20 protein-coding genes and 2 pseudogenes are annotated in these 19,755 nt (G+C 36.6%); 8 read left to right on the plus strand and 14 right to left on the minus strand.

The annotated features are described in order from the left end of the window. Positions 1 to 160: 160 nt before the first annotated feature. Positions 161 to 805 (minus strand): GyrI-like domain-containing protein, encoded by a 645-nt coding sequence (locus DTK66_RS01800; RefSeq protein ID WP_191667605.1) that lies wholly within the window; start codon positions 803 to 805, stop codon positions 161 to 163. Positions 806 to 1,032: 227 nt separating this feature from the next. Between DTK66_RS01800 and DTK66_RS01805 the strand changes: the two genes are divergently transcribed. From DTK66_RS01805 to DTK66_RS11150, 3 genes and pseudogenes are all read left to right on the plus strand, one after another. After that, entirely contained in the window at positions 1,033 to 1,539 is a 507-nt protein-coding gene (locus DTK66_RS01805) for a methylated-DNA--[protein]-cysteine S-methyltransferase (protein WP_191667606.1), read from the plus strand. Further along, entirely contained in the window at positions 1,530 to 1,799 is a 270-nt protein-coding gene (locus DTK66_RS01810) for an Ada metal-binding domain-containing protein (protein WP_191667607.1), read from the plus strand. Before DTK66_RS01805 ends, DTK66_RS01810 begins: the two co-directional genes overlap by 10 nt. A 47-nt stretch (positions 1,800 to 1,846) precedes the next feature. Next, positions 1,847 to 2,050: pseudogene (locus tag DTK66_RS11150) on the plus strand (helix-turn-helix domain-containing protein); the annotation flags it as partial. A 94-nt stretch (positions 2,051 to 2,144) separates the two neighbouring features. Here DTK66_RS11150 and DTK66_RS01820 read toward each other — a convergent pair. Further along, complete coding sequence (locus DTK66_RS01820; RefSeq protein ID WP_191667608.1) at positions 2,145 to 2,624, minus strand: GNAT family N-acetyltransferase; 480 nt, start codon at positions 2,622 to 2,624, stop codon at positions 2,145 to 2,147. A gap of 211 nt (positions 2,625 to 2,835) precedes the next feature. On the opposite strand from DTK66_RS01820, the pseudogene DTK66_RS01825 reads away from it, so the two are divergent. Continuing rightward, positions 2,836 to 2,952, plus strand: a pseudogene (locus tag DTK66_RS01825) (ABC transporter ATP-binding protein); the annotation flags it as partial. A gap of 117 nt (positions 2,953 to 3,069) precedes the next feature. Then, positions 3,070 to 4,188 carry an ATP-binding protein gene (locus DTK66_RS01830; RefSeq protein WP_191667609.1) on the plus strand — a complete coding sequence of 373 codons (1,119 nt, stop codon included), beginning with the start codon at positions 3,070 to 3,072 and terminating at the stop codon, positions 4,186 to 4,188. Between the two features lie 89 nt (positions 4,189 to 4,277). Here the strand turns inward: DTK66_RS01830 and DTK66_RS11195 are convergent, their stop codons facing one another. Both DTK66_RS11195 and DTK66_RS01845 read right to left on the minus strand, forming a co-directional pair. Further along, entirely contained in the window at positions 4,278 to 5,252 is a 975-nt protein-coding gene (locus DTK66_RS11195) for a GNAT family N-acetyltransferase (protein ID WP_225208952.1), read from the minus strand. Positions 5,253 to 5,366: 114 nt separating this feature from the next. Beyond that, positions 5,367 to 5,888, minus strand: a complete 522-nt coding sequence (locus tag DTK66_RS01845; protein WP_191667610.1) for a PadR family transcriptional regulator — start codon at positions 5,886 to 5,888, stop codon at positions 5,367 to 5,369. Positions 5,889 to 6,019: 131 nt separating this feature from the next. Between DTK66_RS01845 and DTK66_RS01850 the strand changes: the two genes are divergently transcribed. After that, entirely contained in the window at positions 6,020 to 7,702 is a 1,683-nt protein-coding gene (locus DTK66_RS01850; protein ID WP_191667658.1) for an MFS transporter, read from the plus strand. Here DTK66_RS01850 and DTK66_RS01855 read toward each other — a convergent pair. The 4 genes from DTK66_RS01855 to DTK66_RS01870 all read right to left on the minus strand — a co-directional run bounded on the left by DTK66_RS01855 (position 7,699) and on the right by DTK66_RS01870 (position 10,133). Beyond that, the gene (locus DTK66_RS01855) at positions 7,699 to 8,283 is read right to left on the minus strand and encodes an NAD(P)H-dependent oxidoreductase (RefSeq protein ID WP_191667611.1); all 585 of its coding nucleotides are present in this window, start codon (positions 8,281 to 8,283) and stop codon (positions 7,699 to 7,701) included. The genes DTK66_RS01850 and DTK66_RS01855 overlap by 4 nt on opposite strands. Then, positions 8,283 to 8,819 (minus strand): TetR/AcrR family transcriptional regulator, encoded by a 537-nt coding sequence (locus DTK66_RS01860; RefSeq protein ID WP_191667612.1) that lies wholly within the window; start codon positions 8,817 to 8,819, stop codon positions 8,283 to 8,285. The genes DTK66_RS01855 and DTK66_RS01860 overlap by 1 nt, the downstream gene beginning before the upstream one ends. Positions 8,820 to 8,959: 140 nt before the next feature. After that, positions 8,960 to 9,454: a cysteine hydrolase family protein gene (locus DTK66_RS01865; RefSeq protein WP_191667613.1), complete on the minus strand. Its 495-nt coding sequence runs from the start codon at positions 9,452 to 9,454 to the stop codon at positions 8,960 to 8,962. A 61-nt stretch (positions 9,455 to 9,515) separates the two neighbouring features. Beyond that, positions 9,516 to 10,133: an SAP domain-containing protein gene (locus DTK66_RS01870; protein WP_191667614.1), complete on the minus strand. Its 618-nt coding sequence runs from the start codon at positions 10,131 to 10,133 to the stop codon at positions 9,516 to 9,518. Between the two features lie 180 nt (positions 10,134 to 10,313). Here DTK66_RS01870 and DTK66_RS01875 point away from each other — a divergent pair, with 180 nt between their 5' ends. Beyond that, positions 10,314 to 10,736: a YjdF family protein gene (locus DTK66_RS01875; RefSeq protein ID WP_225208953.1), complete on the plus strand. Its 423-nt coding sequence runs from the start codon at positions 10,314 to 10,316 to the stop codon at positions 10,734 to 10,736. A 282-nt stretch (positions 10,737 to 11,018) separates the two neighbouring features. On the opposite strand, the gene DTK66_RS01880 is transcribed toward DTK66_RS01875, so the two are convergent. Continuing rightward, a complete protein-coding gene (locus DTK66_RS01880) occupies positions 11,019 to 12,788 on the minus strand; it encodes a DHA2 family efflux MFS transporter permease subunit (RefSeq protein WP_191667615.1) in 1,770 nt (589 codons plus the stop codon). A 169-nt stretch (positions 12,789 to 12,957) separates the two neighbouring features. On the opposite strand from DTK66_RS01880, the gene DTK66_RS01885 reads away from it, so the two are divergent. Beyond that, a complete protein-coding gene (locus DTK66_RS01885) occupies positions 12,958 to 13,491 on the plus strand; it encodes a TetR/AcrR family transcriptional regulator (RefSeq protein WP_191667616.1) in 534 nt (177 codons plus the stop codon). A 410-nt stretch (positions 13,492 to 13,901) separates the two neighbouring features. Here the strand turns inward: DTK66_RS01885 and rlmD are convergent, their stop codons facing one another. The 5 genes from rlmD to gatC form a co-directional block, all read right to left on the minus strand. After that, a complete protein-coding gene (rlmD, locus tag DTK66_RS01890) occupies positions 13,902 to 15,272 on the minus strand; it encodes a 23S rRNA (uracil(1939)-C(5))-methyltransferase RlmD (RefSeq protein ID WP_191667617.1) in 1,371 nt (456 codons plus the stop codon). 92 nt (positions 15,273 to 15,364) lie between these two features. After that, positions 15,365 to 16,378, minus strand: coding sequence for a diacylglycerol kinase (locus tag DTK66_RS01895; protein ID WP_191667618.1), 1,014 nt, complete (start codon positions 16,376 to 16,378; stop codon positions 15,365 to 15,367). A gap of 9 nt (positions 16,379 to 16,387) precedes the next feature. Beyond that, complete coding sequence (gatB, locus tag DTK66_RS01900) at positions 16,388 to 17,812, minus strand: Asp-tRNA(Asn)/Glu-tRNA(Gln) amidotransferase subunit GatB (protein WP_153930168.1); 1,425 nt, start codon at positions 17,810 to 17,812, stop codon at positions 16,388 to 16,390. A 1-nt stretch (position 17,813) separates the two neighbouring features. Then, a complete protein-coding gene (gene gatA / locus DTK66_RS01905) occupies positions 17,814 to 19,286 on the minus strand; it encodes an Asp-tRNA(Asn)/Glu-tRNA(Gln) amidotransferase subunit GatA (RefSeq protein ID WP_191667619.1) in 1,473 nt (490 codons plus the stop codon). Then, positions 19,286 to 19,603: an Asp-tRNA(Asn)/Glu-tRNA(Gln) amidotransferase subunit GatC gene (gene gatC / locus DTK66_RS01910; protein ID WP_153930166.1), complete on the minus strand. Its 318-nt coding sequence runs from the start codon at positions 19,601 to 19,603 to the stop codon at positions 19,286 to 19,288. The genes gatA and gatC overlap by 1 nt, the downstream gene beginning before the upstream one ends. Positions 19,604 to 19,755: the final 152 nt, after the last annotated feature.

Here is a 19,755-nt window from a genome sequence, read left to right on the forward strand (position 1 = left end):
TGCTACAGCGCAGTACACAAAGGGACTCTAGCGTTCGGAAAATCCGAACACTAGAGTCCTCTTTGTGCTTGCGGGGGTTCCCTAAAGGCTAGCTTCGCGTCGAAAAACGAACTAGCAAGCTAGTTCTGTCTCACTCCCTTTACTTTGCTGGTCGTCCATATTAATCGCATTTACTAATTGATTTAATTGGAATCCGGATAAGTGTCTTTAAATTCTCTGGCTTCGTGCGCCGAGGATCAGATAGATAAATTTCATGATGGTGACGACAGGCCGAATAATCAGTTTGATATCCCACTTGTTCGATAAAATGGTATAGTTTTGTAACAGTCGCGGGCTCATCATCGTATGGGCCAACGTGCATAATTTGCGCACACTGCCCTTCTTCAATTAATGTTAATTTTACAGGTGAAAAATTCAACTTCTTTTTAGCAGCTGCTTCCGCAATAGCCCATTGAAAGACCTCTGGAGTGACAAAATCTGGCATTCGAATCGCGGAGATAAAGTGAAAAGTCTCCTTATGCTGATAATCAACACCCTTGACCCCTGGCTGCCACCAAAAGCCTTCAAGCGGTGGAACCACGAAGTCAAAATAACCCGTTGGCTGGTAGTCACCCATTTTACTCATCTTAATGGTGTAAGCCAGACTGTAAAGTAGTTCGAGCGCATGTTGGTATTCACCATCTGTTTGATTAGGATCACCACTACCGTAAACTGTGAGATAAGTCATTCTTGGAACACTGACCAAAGACGGCTTCTTACTCGGCCGATAAAGCGCTCGTTGTTTCTGCTTAAAATCATAAACCATATTGGTTTCCTCCTTGTTATTAATTGTAACCTTATAAATTTGAAAATTAATTTTCCTTTTTTTCACTATTTTTGCAGGTCATTAGCCCTCATAAAAATGAAAAAGCCAGATATTGATATTTTTTGCTTATCTTTATTGGTATGATATCTCTTAACAATAAACAATTGTGGTACAAAGCTTTACAACTATTCATATTCCATAAGATTTTTAAAATGAGGAAGAATACAATGAAAAAAACTTTTTATTATTCGCCGCTGGGCATGATGACAATTTTAGCTGATAATCAAGCGCTTTATGGACTTTGGTTTAACGACCAAAAATATTTTGGCGGGCATTATAATTTAGCTGAAATTGAAAAAGGAGTTCCCGACCAGGCGCAAAAAACAATCAATTGGCTTAATCAATACTTTGCTGGACAAAATCCCAGTTACGATGGATTACATATCAAGCCCAAGTCCACCCCATTTCAAAGCCAAGTTTACCAAGCACTGGAAAAGGTTCCTTATGGACAAACAACCACGTACAAGGAGTTATCAGATATAATTCAACATAATGCTGAACCAAAGAAGAACCTTTCGCGGGCGGTTGGTAATGCTGTTGGGCATAATCAGATTCTACTAATTATCCCTTGTCACCGCGTAGTTGCTAGTAATGGAGCAATCACTGGATATGCCGGTGGAATTGAACGCAAAAGGGCATTATTAAAGCTGGAAGGTGTTGCTGGATGGAATTAAACAACCTAATTACACAACAGTGGCAGGTAATTATGAACAATGATTACCATTTTGATAGGCAATTTTGGTATGGTGTTACAACTACCAAGATTTTTTGCAAGCCTTCCTGCCCACCACGTCCTCCGATATATAATAATATTGTAATATTTACCGCTCCAGAGCAAGCGTCAGCAGCTGATTTTCGTCCATGCAAACGATACCGACCGTTTAATCAAATTGTAAATAACCAAATTTGGGTTAATGAGATTGAACAGGTTTAAAGACCCACTATCAGCAAAAACTAACTCTTGCCCAATTAGCAAGTCTTGTTCACGGTGATCCTTCATACCTCCGCCATACTTATAAAAAATTAACCGGATTAACCCCACAGCAACAATTAAACCAGATACGTTTAACACAAGTGAAACATTTATTATTAACGATTAAAAAATCGATCACTCAAATAGGTGTTTTAATCGTTTTACCAAATACTGCTTATTTTACTAGCTTGTTCAAGCAGTCTTGGGGATGACCCTATTACAATATCGGTAGTCTTTTAATTGAAAAATCAGCCCGTAACATATTTAGCAAGGTGCTAGCTGACCAATTAAATCAATGGCCTTCCCCTAGATGTTGATAGTTAACATCAACATATCCCTTAATAGCAAACCATTTTCGTGGATCGGCCGCTCATAGTTTTCAATGAAAAAATTGCTTTTGATATCAGTAATTCTAAAGCCCACTTTCTGGTAAAGGTATAATTGCTTAAAGCTCGTACTCCCCGTGCCAATTTGCAGCTGTTGATAATGATGCTTTTTAGCGAATTGAATAGCATAGTGCAGTAGCTTAGTCGCAATGCCTTGGTTTTCAAACTCAGGGTCAACGGAAATGTTTTTAATTTCCAGTTTAAATTGCGAAACTTCCTGTAATACCATAATTGCTGCTAACTTAGCTTCTTTGTAGATTGCAAAGGTCAGTCCTAGTTGTAAATAACTTTGAACCAAATTTTTATTAGAGTCTGCCAATAAAAGCAGTTTCCAGTGGGCCGCAGTCACCTTATCCACAGGTTTTATTTCAAGTTGGTCCGCTTTTATTTTATTATTCATGCGTTCATCTCCTGCTTATTTTTTTATGGGGAAATAATTAAAGTTAAGTATATAGGTTATACAACGCTCAGCTATTTTGTTGGGTGCTATTTTTATTTAATCATAATTGTATTTCATCGCATCATATTAACCACTTATCTTTCCATCAATCACAAATACTGTTCTTGCTGGTATATTCACACTATCGAATGTATCAGGAGGGATTTTAATTATGTTAATTAAAGCAACTAATCTTACAAAACAATATGGAACAAAATTAGCATTGGATAACATAAACTTACAAATCGACCGTGGACAATTAATTGCTTATCTGGGCACTAATGGGGCTTTTATTCTTATATATAAAACCAAAATCCTTAGCATAAATAATTTAAGGGTAAATGATAGCTTTAAAATGTAAAAAAATGTAAAATAAAATCAAAATGTAAAAATAAGGTGAACTAAAATGATTAATAAGCTAAAAAATCCATTTGACCCAAGCTTTGGGACCCCACCTCAAATTATCCTTCCCAACTATCAAAGTGATTTTGAAAGTCCCACATCAGTTGCCCAAGCGATTGCATATGATGATCCTAATCGAGTAATTTTCATTACAGGTTTACGGGGATCAGGTAAAACCGCTCTTCTAACCCAAATTGAGCAACAAGTAGTGAAATTGCCTAACACATATGTAGTGGAGATTGATAATAATCAACGAATGGTTCAAAATTTTGGACATAACCTTAAAAATATCTTCAAAATGCATGCTCTTACTGATAAGATTGCTTCAATTTCAGTAATGGGCTTTGGGCTTAGTTTTAACAAAACTAATGAGGATTACACTACTCAAGATATTGAGAATTTCATGACAATGTTGACCAAACTTCATAAACGTGTTGTTATTTTTATTGATGAATTTAATCATAAGGAAAATACCCGTGAATTTATTCAACTTCTCCAGAATTTAAAGCGACATAATCTTAATTTTTATTTAGTTGCTGATGGTTTGCCTAAAATGATTTATGATATTGAGCATGACCAAACACTAACCTTTTTAAAACGTGCTCGACATATTCAAACAACCATGTTAAATATCAACGAAATTGAAATGGAATATCAAAAGCATCTCAAGTTTGACCCAGTCGTCACCCATCAAATTGCTCAACTAACCGGTGGCTATTCTTTCGGCTTTCAATTACTTGGCTATAAACTTTGGAATGCCACTATGATTAGTCAACAGCCTGCTAATCAACAAACATTTGATGCTATTAAGACACTATATGTCCAAGACTTATTTACGCAAAGCTATGACATCATTTTTGATAATCTTTCCAACCACGACCGGGAATATTTAGTTGGAACGGCCAATAATATGACAACGACTCAGCTTGCTAATTTGATGAACTATCAAAAATCAGCCAAGCAGCAGCAAAATTACGTTAACCAGTACCGCCGACGAATGATTCAACAAGACTTAATTATCCCTGCAGGAAATGGAAGGGTAAGATTCAAGTTACCACTATTCAAAGAGTACCTAGCCGATACACAAAATCCAGATTCGATTCGTTATAACCCATTGATTTAATCACAAAATCACCATCTTTCAACGCTACACGGAATTCCCGTTAAAAGATGGTGAAGTCAAAATATAAATATAGATTGTACGGCACTTAGCTATTTTGGCTGGGTGCTATTTTTATTCCATTGCATCATATATTCTTCATTTCCCGTTTCATCTATTTGTTTCTTAATAACTTTCAGTCCATGTTGTTGATAAAAATGGTAAGCTGACTCATTTCTTACATACACATGGAGTGTCAATGAAGCGCGATTCTGCTGAATTACCGTTAATAATTGACTACCAATTCCTTGATTTCGAAATTCTTTTTTGATAAAGATTCCTGCTAAGTAGTTTTCTTGCAAGCCAGCAAATCCAACTAACTGATCACCACTTTCTGCAACCAATACATTAGATTGCAATAACGCCTTTCGAACTTCTTGAAAATGCTCACGCCAATATTGTTGCTTAACAAATGGATGTGCTTCAATATTACAATTCAGCCAAATTTCCATGACTTGATCAAGATCACTCGCCTTAAATTTTCTGATAGTTATTTCTGCCTTTTGCTGATATCTTAGCTCAGTAAATCCATTATAACTTTTTGTCTCAAGCAACTGCAGATTAATCGGATTGGGCAAAGTGTTAAATAAGCGAATGCCCTGGCCAAGCAATGTAGGAACGATGGTCAGGTAATATTCATCAATCAAATTTTGTTGTGCAAGTTGTTGAACTAAACTAGCTCCACCACAAATCCAAATATTTTTACCTGATTGCTGCTTCAGTTGCTTAACTAATTCAGCAGGTTGTTCTGCCGTGAAATGAATATTATCGGTTGAAGTTTCTTGACGATGGGTAAAAACGTATGATTGTAAATCTTCATATACCCATTTATTGGGGGACAATTCTGTTCTTACCTGATGATATGTGTTCCACCCCATCAACACTGTATCAATATCCTTGATAAATTCTGAATATATATCTGGGTTATTGCTATCGTCACCATGACCATGAATCCAATCAACTCCACCGTTGTTATCAGCAATATATCCGTCAAGACTCAGTGCGATAAATAGTATTACTTTCCGCATCCCTAATCACCTACCCTTTTCCGTTAGTAAATCACCATCTTTCAACGTTACATGGAGTTCACGTTCAAAGATGGGAAAGTAATATGTAATTTGATAATGCGGTGCTCTACTAACTTAATCTTCTAGTTTCTTTAGTTGTTCTTTCAAATATTCAACTACTGCCCTATATTCAGCTAATCCGTAACCCACTGTTATTTTTTGAAGATTACTAATTCCCTGTAATTCCCAATGCTCCAAACTACTTTCTAAACGCTTAATTTGGTCTTCTTTAACCTTAATCTCACTTTTAATCAACTCAATAACTTTTTGTTTACTTAAATAATCGTCGCCAAAGAATAGCTTCATTAAAAAATCAGATTTAAATACTTCTTCAACTTTATCTGATTCTAAATATTTTCTTAATTCTTCCCTCCCCTTATCAGTAATCGAAAAAATATTTTTATTTGGCTTATCTTCCTGAATAACAGTTTCTTTTTTTACTTTCCCCTCTTTTTCTAATTTTTTCAGTGTGGGATATATCATCCCATAAGTTCCATCATAAAAATAAGAAATTTGATTTTGTAAAATATCATTAATTTCATATCCAGTTCTTGGTTTATTCCTTAGTATTCCAAGGATTACATCTCGTCCTTTCACTCTTTTATCCTCCTTTTTTATTTAATCATATCATTTATACCTAATATTTTCATTCTTAATATCATTGACATTTATATTAACAATGTTTATATTAACTATATTCATAATAAAGGAGTGAAAATATTGTGAACATTAAAAAAGTTTTTGTTATTATCGCTATGTCAATTGGCATTTTCCTATGTATGCTCGATACAACTGTAATGAATGTTGCTCTTCCTACTATTCAAACTAGTCTAAATGTTAAATTAAATAATCTATCTTGGGCACTTAACATATATACCATTCTCTTTGCAACTCTTATTATTCCACTTGGTAAGATTGCTGAACGTTTAGGAATTAATAAAACCTATATTAGCGGTCTAATAATTTTTATTGTAGGATCAACTTTCTCTGCACTTTCCAACACATTGCCAATTCTAATTCTTGGACGTGCATTACAAAGTATTGGCGCAGCAATCGTTTTTCCATTGTCTATGTCGATTGGTATTGCCTCTACAAATCTTGCTACTAGAAAGAAAGTAATTGCTATTTTAGGAATTACTCAAGGATTAGCTGCTGCCTTAGGGCCTGTAATCGGTGGAATATTAACACAATTCTTATCTTGGCGGTGGATTTTTATTATCAATATTCCATTGAGTATTATTTCGCTTTTTATTTGTCTATCTACATTAGAGCTACATGAAACTCCTAAAAAAGAACCGATTGATTTTTGGGGGTCTCTTCTAAGCATGATCTCTTTATTTTCATTGACTCTTTCTTTAGTACAAGGACGTATATGGGGATGGGTAAGTGTAAGAATTATCAGTCTCCTTACCTTTTTTGCTATCACTTTAGTTTTGTTTATAATCCATGAAAATAAAACTAAATATCCAATGATTCCATTGGAACTTTTTAAAAATCGCGAATTTACAGGATCAGCTATTACAATTGTTCTTAGCAATCTCTTCTTAGTTGCTGTCACCGTTGTTCTCCCAACTTACTTTGTTAAAATTCAAAACAAAACTGAGTTAGAGGCAGCGCTACTAATTACTCCTATTACTGGAATGATTTTTATTTTTTCGCCCTTAGCAGCCATACTAATTGATAAATTAGGGTCACGAGCGGTAATTGCTACTGGATTTTTATTAATGACGATTAGCTTTATTCTTTTCGCAACTATTAATATGAAAAATTTAGCTTTAGTCATTATCACATGTCTTATCCTAGGAATAGGATATGGGATAATTGCAGGTCCAATTACAGTTTTAGCCGCTTCAGACTTCAAAGGCTCACTATTAAATGCATCTCAAAGTGTTGCTGGCGTTCTTCGACAGATCGGTATCTCCTTAGCAATCGCAATTTATGTAACAGGACTTTATGGAAATCTAGTCACTGCAAAACATAATTCAGTTAAGTATATTAAAAATGAAGTAGCTACTTTAAACATTCCTCAATTAAAAAAGCAAGCTGTAATTGATAAGTCAATTTATTCCCTATCTCATTCAGCTAATGATAGCTCAGGGAAACATTTTACTTCTAATGAGAGAGAGCTACTTATTCACAAAAATTATGAAACTGCTCTATTATCCCAGCCTACTTCGCTACCAAAAAGAGCTAAGGTAAAAATCTATTCTCAAGTGCAAGCAAAAGTAGATAAAAGATTAAACGATCTAAATAAGCAAATTAATCTTACAATTACTAAAATAAAAAGCTTTGCCACAAATGAATATGGAAAAGCTTTTACTAAATTATATAAATATTCAATTATTTTTGTTGCACTTTCTCTATTAACTAGTTTTCTTTTTCCAAGAAAGAAAACTAAGACTTCATACTAAACAAAATGTTCTTGTTGTATTTTGGCAAGGTACCTTTTACGTCGTTTCACCGATGAATCGGAAATCATTCCCAAATTTTGCCATTGACAATTTTGAAAGCCAAGTTGCTTTAAAGTTTGTTTAATAAAAATTTTCTTAATCGCATTACCATTTAAATATTTAATATAAAACGTCGGAGAGCTTGAAGTCGTTAAAACATAACATTGCTGAATATTAGTTAATTCTCCTTTAACCCCAACTTTACCAACAGTATGGGAAAGTCCTTTACCTTCCATCATTACCTTATCAATAAAGCCCTTTAACATTCCTGGAATACTATTCCACCAGATAGGGGTAATAAAGATTACTGTTTTTGCCTGCTTTAATAAATTAAGATATTTTACGACTAATGGATCTGTTGTTTTTCCTGTATGAAAAAGCGACAGGTCTTTTTTCGTATAAACGGGGCTAAAGCGCTCAGCATATAAATCGATAGTTGTAAATTCAATATTCTTTGATTGTAAATTATTCTGAACTGCTTGAAGAATCGCATGGTTAAAACTCTGCGAATAAGGATGACAATAAATAATTAATGTATCCATTATTTTCCTCCTACCATTTGACTGAGGGTTACTTTAACGACTTGGGGCTCATAAGTAGTGACGCCATTTTTGATTAATAGCGAATAGCCCTGGATGAAAGACCATAACTGTTCAAAAAATTGCTGATCATTCAAAATTCCTGGATTCACTTGTTGGGCTAAGTGTTTAATCTCTTTCAAAAAATTAAAATCATTGTTCTCTGTTTGATAAACCTGAATAATTGTTGGATTAAAGAAAAGAAAATCCATTACTTGTGGTTGCTTTTGAAACTCCTCACAAAACTGTTGCGCAATTTGAAGTATTTGATCAAAAACAGATTCTTCATTATTAATTGCAAACTTAGTAACAAAGTGCTGTGATAAAATCATCGCTGTTCGATAAAATAAAACATCCTTATTCTTGAAGCGCTTATAAAACGCCCCTGTTGTAACTCCGGCTGCTTGAGAAATTTTGCGCAGTGAAACGGTTTGATAACCATTTGTACGAATAAAATTAATTGTTGCTTTTATTATTTGGTCTTCAATTTTGTCATTCATTTACGTCACTCCCGATAACAGTGTTATTCTCAAAAAATAAAATAACACTGTTATCAGGAAATGTAAAGAAAATCATCATCTTAGAATACAACATTGGATTCAAAAATGATGACTTTCAAAATATGAATGTTCACTTCAAATCAAATAAATGTAAGAAACCTATTGTTCCAAATATTTTCAAAAAAATTGATAGTATCTTCAGCTGTCATATATTTATTATCAAACGTACTGCTAGTATGGTGTTGCATTACTACTTGATATCCTAACCCATGTGCCATTTTAATTGTTGCATCAACACAGTATTCAGTCTGAGCTCCGCAAATTTCTAAATTATTAATACCTAAATTTTCTAAAATCTTCTCTAGATCGGTTTGGTAAAACGAATTAGGATGCTTTTTACTAATCAAAATATCGGCTTTCTTGTAATGCAAGCCCGACACGAGCTGCCAAGCGGTAGAATTTTTTTGAAGAAGATTATCTTCATGCTGGATAAAGATAATTGGAAGATTCTGGCTCCGATAGTAATCAATACGTCTATTTATTTTTAATATTAAATTTTCATAGTTAAAAATAACCTGATCTGATTTACAAACACCATTTTGTAAATCTATTATTATAAGAGCTGACTTAGCCATATAATCTCCTTACTAATAATTAATAGTTCCAAAATTCTTGTAATGTTAAGGTGTGGGTATATTACTTATACTCTTTAATTTTCCTGTCATACTTCTTTAGCAAATCATGATGATAGATTTTGGCTTTTTTAGACGTGCGCACTTCTTTCCACAGAATTGAAGCCACTTTCAATCGTTGTTTATATTGAGTAGTAGCTTGATCCTTAAAAAAATCTCGTACAAAATTATTCCACTGATATGTCCTTTCTTCTACAGATATCTCAGTTTTACTTTGATCCCAGTTTTGCATCTCTAGAATTAAGTCGCCAACAGTCATTTCTGTATCATGTTCTGTCTCTGCTTTGCGTTTGATAATAGCCATCTTCTTACTAAATGAAAATTTTTTAACATCAAAATAATCTGCAAACCATTGACGGGCAGCATTGTTAAAGCAGAAACCGGAGTTAATTAACTTTGTATCCAAGTTAATCTCGCTATACTGTAATGGATGACGCTTCCTGTTGTTTCGAATCGGTTTAATTTTTGAAGAAGGTACCCCTTTTAAGTATTTTGTAATGTACGAATTGAGTTCTGCTTTGGTTCCCGAAGTAGGCAGTTTATATCGTCGGCATAACTTAATCAATTCTGTTTTATAGTAATACTTTTGTGTGAATTCAGAAAGAGTATTAGGGATTTTCAAAATAAGCACCTCCTTAAAAATTTGCGATGATTTTAAATTTAGTATTATTCAATAATTATGATACTATATCTAGGAAAGTAAAAACACAGTTCGGTTGGTAGTCCGGGCATCAGTTCAAGCTGATCAGTATCCTTCCCCTCCGGGATGTCCCTCTTTCGTAATTTAACTTAAGGAGGGGACATGATGGTTATTCGATCTTGTCTAACAATTGTTTTTGATGGTAGCTTTTATAAAGCAGTCTTGGAGTGCCACAATGGAAAAGATTACTCAGTTGCATCTGTTATACTTGGTAGCTCTGAACCAAAGATATCATTAATTCTGAAGCTAGTTAATAATGATTATCAGCAGTTTCATTTTCACCATGTAACAGATAAAACACAAAAAATTATTAAACATGTTAATCCCAAACGTGCCCAACGATTAGCTAATAAGGTAATAAAGCATCAAGGCATTAGTACTAAAGCTCAAAGTACTTTACAAAAACAATTTGAAGAAAAGAAAAAAGTACGAAAAGCCAAGCGCTCTGCTGAAAAACTACTGACACACAACCTTCGTTATCAAAAGAGAGTAGCAAAGCGTTGCAAAAAACATCGTGGTCATTAGTGTCAACGCATGGTTGCCATTTAGAGATAACCATGCATTTTATTTTTAAATATTAGGACAAAAACAGCTCAGTTTGACTATAGTATAAATTGAGATCATCAAATAATGTTTCAAAAAAATAAGATCAACAACCTTCATAAATACGGCTTAGTTGATTTTGATGAACAACTATTTTATCGCCTAGTCAAAAATCACCATCTTTTAACGCTACCTAAAATTCCCGTTCAAAGATGGTGAAATACTTAATGTTAAGATATAACATTTAGGATTGGCGGCATTCAGCTATTTTAGCTGGGTGCTGTTTTTTCTATCAGTTAACATTGCTAGTGGGCTGGTCAATAGAGTAATGAGTGCTGTAAGGTTGAACACTTTTCCAAATGCTTTAGCTAGTTCTTCATTTTTCTTCTCTTTTATCTTGTGCAACGCTGCTTCTAACTCGTCTTTTTGGGCTAGTAGTTTAATTCCATTGCCTAATTTATTTTGTCCCTGAGCGAGTGGAATTGTATATTTTGCTACTTGTTGTACTTTACTTAACTGATTTGTTCCAATCAGTAATTGGCGACTAGCCAAATATAGTTGATAATAACTACTCTTCTTTTTGGGAACTGGCAAATTAGCTTGGCTTTTAGCAGCTTGGATAATCCGTTGTTTCATCTTCTTTTGATTACTACTAACTTTTGTGTTTCCAGAATTTCTAAATGTCTTTCTGATTTGTTGACGTGCGACCATTCTGACATGTGATGACAGTACCCGTTCGTTAATCTGTGTATAGGCGGTATCACGAATGTTATTCTTTGCAGTAATGACATTATTGTTCAAGATAGTAACTAACAGTGCCATTCCTAGCGCTTGGCCAACATAACGAGCAGCGTTAACAATTCCGGAACCAATTCCAGTTTTATTGACTGGCAAAAACTTTACGGAAGAAGTCATTGCAATTGCAGTGAAGCCAAGTCCTAGGCCAACGATAATGTTACAACAGATAATCAATGCAGAACTGGTATTGGTTTTAACAAGTCCTAACATTGCTAATCCACCGGCTGTAATCACTAATCCTATCCCAATCAACAATTTTGAGCTAACCACTCGATACATTTTAGTAGCTAAAGGCATTCCGATAGCAATTGATAAAGACGCTGGAATTATCAAATAGGAAGAATGGAGTGCAGAGAATCCCTTTACGTTTTGTAAAAAATAATTCAAAATTAATGACGGACCAATAATAGCAAAGCCAAAAATCAAATAAATAATACAAGAAGAAGTAAAAGTCTTTTCTCTGAAGAGTCCTAAATCAATAATTGGTGATTTAACTTTTCTTTCGACCAATATTAATAAAGGCATACTAATGATGCTGGTAGCAAAACACGAAATAATAATGGTCGAGGTCCAACCCTCCTCACGTCCTTCAAGTAAACCATAACAAAGTGATGATAGTAAGACTGTAAGTAAAATAACTCCTAACCAGTCAAGCGACTTTTCGATAGATGTATCATAAGATTCTTCAGTTCCAATCAAAATCAAGATAAAAGCAACAATTGCAATTGGAACATTAATACCAAAAATCCAATGATAATTAGAACAATTAATAATAAATCCACCAATAGCTGGACCACCTGAAGCGGCTAACGCACTAAAAGCTCCCATAAAGGCAGTAATTTTACTTGTGTTTGTCTTGCCAAATAACTCAATACCCATCGGAAGAACAATAGGCGTGAGAATTGCACCACCAATACCTTGAAAGAATCGCGCTATAATTAGTAACGATAAAGACCGTGTGATCATACAGACAGCAGAAAAACCACCAAAGAGGACAACTCCTAGTAGCATAATTTTTTTACGACCTAAAATATCAGCTAATTTCGCAGCTGTAATAATAAATGAGGCCATTGCTAAAACATAGATTGTTGCTACCCAACTTGTTGCTGTCAACCCAGTATTCAGATCGTTCATAATATCTGGCAGAGCAATATTTACAATCGTCGCATCCAAAGCTCCCATAAATATTGCTAAGATTAAACCAATAAAGCCAATAACTTTTCTTGTTTGTAACATTATTATTCCTTTCATTGACACGTCAAAACAGTTTAAATTATTGACACACGTGTGACAAGGACTGTAATATCAAGATACAACCTACCATAATAATTAGCAATAGTTCTGGACCAATCTTAAAAACTGTCCCAAAAAGCTAAATTTGTGGCAAAGACAGGAGTATCAAAGAATGCACAATCGAATGTACCAACAGAATAAAGAAAGAATTGTGAATAGCTTTTTCTATTTATTAACAGAAAAAAACTATCAGCAAATAACCATTGTTGATATTGTTAATAATGCTGGAATCTCCCGACGAACTTTCTATCGAATATTTCCAGATAAACAATCAATATTAGATAACTATTTAGATGAATGGATGAAAAATTGGATTAACTATGTCAGTAATAATCGTCCTACTTCTCAACAAAAGATGGTTAAACAACTATTCAAATTCTGGGAGCCCTTCATCCCAGAGTTGACAATATTGGTAAATGCTAATCTAGCATCATTAATTCTCGAGAAATACAATGAGATTTTTCCAAAATATTTTATAGACTTTCACAATGGCGCCCAAGATAATGAGGAACTCGCCTTAGTTAAATTGAGATATTTATCTTATTTTGATATAGGTGCTATTTGGAATGTATTCATCAATTGGATAAAAGATCCCTATAAAATCTCATTAGAGGATTTAACTTCTTTGATCCAGCAACAATTTTAAGTATTAATAATATGGTATTCAATTAGTGGGTACCTATTTTTTATATCGGTTGTACCCATGTACTGAATATTTTTAATATTCCGATCAGATTAGTGATTTTTACTTACTACTCGTATGCATATCGGCCTGCCAAACTGGATATTTGCATACTCGACTATCGAAATAGGACATAGAACACTCGACCCACCGGCTCCAAATAGAAAAAGTGTACTAATTCCAATCGTTAAAATCAGAATTAGTACACTTCTAATCATCTGTAAATACCGTCATGAAACGGTTTATCGGCTATTTTTCTGTACGTTCTAGCACCGTAACGCTCTCAGCAGTTCGCGCTTCCGAATCATTTCGTCACTTTGTTCCTCATTCTTCGAGCGCTATCGCATGAGTCATTCGTAAGTAATGGAACTTCGCTATGCTCGTTCCATTACAACGACTGACTCAACATGCGTCGTCTGTGGGAACTGGTCCACTGGCTGAATTGGCTTCGTTACATGGTAGCCTTGGTCAGCAAACCGCTTGATATCACGAACCAAAGTGGCTGGGTTACATGAAACGTAAATCACTTTTTTTGGTCCCATCTTACCAGTAGCTTCAATCAATGATTCAGCTAAGCCCTTCCGCGGTGGATCAACGATGACAACATCTGGTTTGAGCCCTGCTGCTTGCCACTTAGCAAACTGTTCTTCTGCCTTACCAACGACAAACTTGGCATTCTTGATGCCGTTCCGTTTAGCATTGTGTTTAGCATCCTCAATCGCAGCCGGAACAATTTCAACCCCATAAACTTGCTTAGCATGTTTAGCAACCGCCAGTGAGATTGTTCCGATTCCACAATAAGCATCGATAACGGTTTGATTACCGTCCAAGCCAGCATTATCAATGGCGGTTTGGTAAAGACGTTCAGTCTGTTGCGGATTAACTTGGTAGAAGGATAATGGTGAAATTGCAAAATCAATCCCGAGGAGTTGGTCATGAATTTCATCAGCGCCCCAGAGTGTTTTATTTTTATCGCCAAGCAAGCGGTTCGTTCGTTTGTCATTGATGTTTTGCACAATACTCTTTACTTCTGGAACTCCGGTAACGATCCCGTCGATGATTTGCTTTTCCATTGGCAGTCGTTTCGTATTCGTGACTAAGACCACCATTATTTCTTGGCTATAGTATCCTCGCCGAACCATTACTGTACGAATCACGCCTTTGCCAGATTGTTCATCATATGGCGTAATGTGGTATTGCCGTAATAAGTCACGGACAACCACAATTGCCTTATCAATTGCGGGATCCTGAATATAGAAATCTTCAATCGGTACTAAATTATGACTTCCCCGCTTATAAAAACCAGTTTCTAATTGACCGCGGACCATTTTGACTGGTACTTGGGCCTTATTGCGGTAATGGTAAGGTTGTTCCATCCCCATCGTTGGTAAAACTTCAATCTCATCTAAGTGGGCTTTAGCCAATAATTCTTGAATTTGATGTTGCTTAAATTTCAGTTGAGCATCGTATTTCAAATGACCAAGCGGCGCAATCCCGGTTTGAATATACTTTTTATCTTTAACATCAACCCGATCTGGACTCTTCGTCTGCCAGTCCATTACCCGTCCCCAAGCAAAATGACTAGTAACCTTGGTGATTTTTACCGTAATCTCTTCACCAGGCAACGCATTTGGTACGAAGACTGGGAAATCATCAATCTTCACTACCCCATTGCCTTCGTAAGATAAATCCACTACCGTCGCTGGATACTCTTCATTCTTATGTACTGGAATGTTTAGTTTCAAATCTATTCCTCCATTAATTTCAACGTTACAAACTTTTTCTATTATAGCAAAATAAACGGCCAACTTCCTTATTCAGAAGCTGACCGTTTATTCTATTTATTCTCGTGGTCCTTATAATCGTCAATTCCATCCATAAAGTCTTTTTCAACCCGCTTAAAGTCAGCCGAAGTTGTAATCGCATCTTCAGGAATCTCGTCCAAGTTAGCAATTACTTCTAAGTGCTGCTTTAAATTATGGAATTTCATTGGCGCGTCACCACCATATTCACCATCAAGATTAACCATTAACCGGTCATCCTTATTCAATGGGATCACTTCAATATCAGTGGCTTTGGCATAAATAATCCGCGGATCATCAAGGTGCTTACCTTGCAAGGCCTTAGCCATCAAACTTAGCATATCAATAACATTACTCTTCTTCACAATAATCATGGTAAATTTTCCATCATCAAGCGAAGCATCGGGCACAATCTGTTCAAAGCCGCCGACTGAATTAGTAAGAGCAATCATAAACATAGTTGCGTTGCCCCGGTATTCATGTCCATCATACTTAATCGACATTTCAATCGGCTTAATCCGTGGAATCAGTTCAGCACCCTTAGCAAAGTAAGCAGCATAGCCAAAAAGTGACTTCATTTGTGACGGAACTTCATAGGTCACTTCTGTCATCGTCCCACCGGCAGCAATGTTCATGAAGTAGTTTTCACCAGCCCGACCGATGTCAATCTTGAATTTTTTATTTTTCTTCAAAATCAACTTAGCAGCGGCAATCGGATCATCACGCGGAATCCGTAAGGCACGCGCGTAATCATTCGTCGTTCCAGCTGGAATAATCGCTAACGCTGGTCGGTGCTCTAAGCCGGCAATCCCGTTGACTACTTCATTAAGGGTACCATCCCCACCGGCAGCGATAATTAAATCAAAACCATCTTTAGCTGCCCGTGTTGCTTCATTTTTAGCTGAGTTAGGGGCCGGAGTCGTGGCAAAGGCGCTTGTCTCATAACCCGCTTTTTCATAAATAGCTAAGATATCAACAAGGTCACTCCGCAATGTCTCCCGGCCAGATGTAGGATTATAAATTATCCGAGCTCGTTTTCGCACGGTCATTCCTCCTAACTACTTAGTCTTTAAGGACTTCATCAATAATTGAGTAACAACTTGTGGGTTAGCCTTACCACGGGTTTGTTTCATGATTTGACCCATTAAGTAACCAACAGCCCGATCTTTACCGTTCTTAAAGTCTTCAATTGATTGTTCATTATTATCAAGCACTTCATCAACAATTGGCTGTAATTGAGCTGGGTCAGATAACTGAACAAGACCATGTTCTTTGGCATAAGCATTTGGTTCTTCACCATTTAAGATCCCCTTGAAGACCTTCTTAGCCATCTTTGAAGAAATCGTCCCATCTTCAATCAACTTAACCATTCCCGCCAGGTTAGCTGGCGTTAACTTCGTGTCTGGTAAGTCAATATGTTGGTCGTTAAGGTAGGAGTTTACATCGTTCATCAAGTAGTTAGCAATCCGCTTTGGATCTCCCCCATCCTTAACCGCTTCTTCAAAGAAATCGGACATTTCCTTCGTTTGGGTAAGCACCATCGCATCATAATCGCTAAGGCCAAGATCCTTAACATAGTGTTCACGACGCTCACCAGGCATTTCTGGCATTTCGCTTTCAATTTGGTTAATCCATTCATCACTAACGCTAACTGGTGGTAAATCTGGTTCTGGGAAGTAACGATAATCGTCAGCCCCTTCCTTTGACCGCATCGAAACCGTTGTTCCCGTTGGTTCATCATAACGCCGTGTTTCTTGGGCAATCTGTCCACCGGCCATTAGAACTTTTTGGTGACGTTGCTCTTCAAATGCTAAGGCCTTCCGAACATAGTTAAAACTGTTAATGTTCTTCATTTCAGTCTTAGTCCCAAACTTATCCGAACCAATTGGCCGAATCGAGATGTTAGTATCAACCCGCATTGACCCTTCTTCCATCTTCACGTCAGAAATTCCGGTAAACTGAATCCGTTGACGTAATGCTTCCAAATAAGCAACTGCTTCTTCCGGCGAAGCAATATCTGGTTTAGAAACAATTTCAATGAGGGGCGTTCCTTGCCGGTTCAAGTCAACATATGAATACTTGCTGGTATGCGTATTTTTACCAGCATCTTCTTCAATATGCATTTCCTTGATACCAATTTTTTTCTTCTTGCCATCTACTTCAATTTCAATCCATCCATCATGAGCAATTGGTGTATCAGATTGGGTAATTTGGTAAGCTTTCGGGTTATCTGGATAGAAGTAGTTTTTCCGATCAAAATGCATATGGTGGGCAATTTGCGCATGAAGAGCTAGCCCAGCCATAATTCCATCGCGAACTACCCCCTTGTTTAAGCTTGGCAATACACCGGGATATCCCCAATCAATAACATTGGTGTTGGCGTTAGGCTGGTCACCGTATTCAACGGGGGATGGACTGTAGATTTTTGAATTAGTCTTTAACTCAACGTGGACTTCTAGTCCAATGGTTGTTTGAAAGTTCATCTTAGTTTTGACCTCCTAACTGTGGTGTCTTTTTATGGAAATCAGTAGTCTGTTCAAAAACATAACCAGTGTTGTAGATTGTTTGTTCGTCAAAGGCCTTACCAATAATTTGAAGCCCCACTGGCATGCCGTTCTTGGCAGAAAAACCAGCTGGGACAGACATTGCAGGCAAGCCAGCCATGTTAACAGGAACAGTCAATACATCATTCATGTACATCTTCTTAGGATCATCAATTTCTGCACCAATCTTAAAGGCCGTTGTTGCGCCAGTAGCACCAACAATAACATCATGATCCTTAAATACTTCTTCAAAATCTTGCGCAATCAGACGACGAACCTTCGCCGCCTTGTTAAAGTAAGCATCGTAGAAACCAGCAGAAAGAGAGAATGTTCCCAACATAATCCGCCGCTTTACTTCTTCACCAAATCCTTCAGAACGGGAACGAACGTAAACGTCTTCCAAGTTCTTTACGTCATCTGCACGGAACCCGTACCGAATACCGTCATAACGTTGTAAGTTTGATGAGGCTTCTGATGAGGCCAAAATATAATAAGCAGGAACCCCATACTTAGTGTGCGGCAAGCTAACTTCATCAACAATTGCGCCTAATGATTCTAAGTGATCTAAGGCTGCCTTGATTACTGCTTGAACATCGTCATCTAATCCATCAAAGTATTCTTTTGGTACCGCAATCCGCAAGCCCTTAACGTTAGTATTTTCATTCAAATTAGCAGCCCAATTTGGTACCTCTTTGAGTGAAGAGGTCATATCATGTTCATCATTACCGCTAATCAAAGCTGTTAATAGAGCATTATCCTTTACATTTTGGGTCAACCAACCAACTTGGTCAAAGCTAGAACCAAAAGCAATAATTCCCCAACGTGATACCCGGCCATACGTTGGCTTCATACCGACAACCCCGTTAAATGAGGCTGGTATCCGAATTGAACCACCAGTATCAGTACCAAGGGCACCAAGAACATCTCCAGCAGCAACAGCAGCCGCTGATCCACCAGAAGAACCACCAGGCACCCGCGTAAGATCCCATGGATTATGAGAGGTGAAAAATGCGGAGTTTTCTGTTGATGAACCCATCGCAAATTCATCTAGGTTAGTCTTACCAACGTTGATGTATCCTGCGGCATTAAGCTTTTCCACAACAGTTGCATCATAAACTGGATTAAAGTTTTCAAGCATCTTTGAAGCCGCAGTAGTCGTCAAACCTTTTGTCAGAATATTATCTTTAACCGCAAGCGGTACCCCTGACGTTAATTGGTCAGCTGCAATTCCTTGAGCATCAATCGCAGCTGCCCGCTTCATTGCTTCTTCCTCATTTAAGGTAATAAACGCCTTAACTTGATCTTCATTTTTCTTAATATGGTCAAAGGTTTCCTTAGTTAATTCAGTTGCACTAATTTTTTTATTTACCAAGTCATCGTGCAATTGACTCAAGCTTGTTTGGTAAAAATCCATTATTCGCCATCCTCACTTTCGTCAATAATTGCCGGAACTTTGATGTAACCACCATCAGTCTCGGGAGCATTTTTAAGCAAGGCTTCTTGTTCTTCTTTAGAACTCTTAACTGCCTTGTCTTCGCGCATTACATTTACCCGATCGGTTGCCGAGGTCATTGGTTCAACGCCGTCAGTATCAACCGCTTCGAGGTCCTCAAACATATCAATAATGTTTCCTAATTGAGTGGTAAACTTGCCCAGCTCGTCTTTAGGGAATTCAAGCTTAGCAAGTTCAGCAACGTGTTCTACTTGTTGCTCAGTGATTTTACTGGCCATTCTCTCTACCTCTTTTCCAGTAATTTAAATCTACATATACATTTAACAATTTTAGCACAGAATAGGCCCCCATTTCATCATTGGAGGAAAATAAAAAAGGAGCTAATCACTTCATTAATGACGAATTGACCTTTCGCTCCCTTTTCTAAATA

Source organism: Limosilactobacillus walteri, from assembly GCF_014830205.1.
Taxonomy (GTDB): domain Bacteria; phylum Bacillota; class Bacilli; order Lactobacillales; family Lactobacillaceae; genus Limosilactobacillus; species Limosilactobacillus walteri.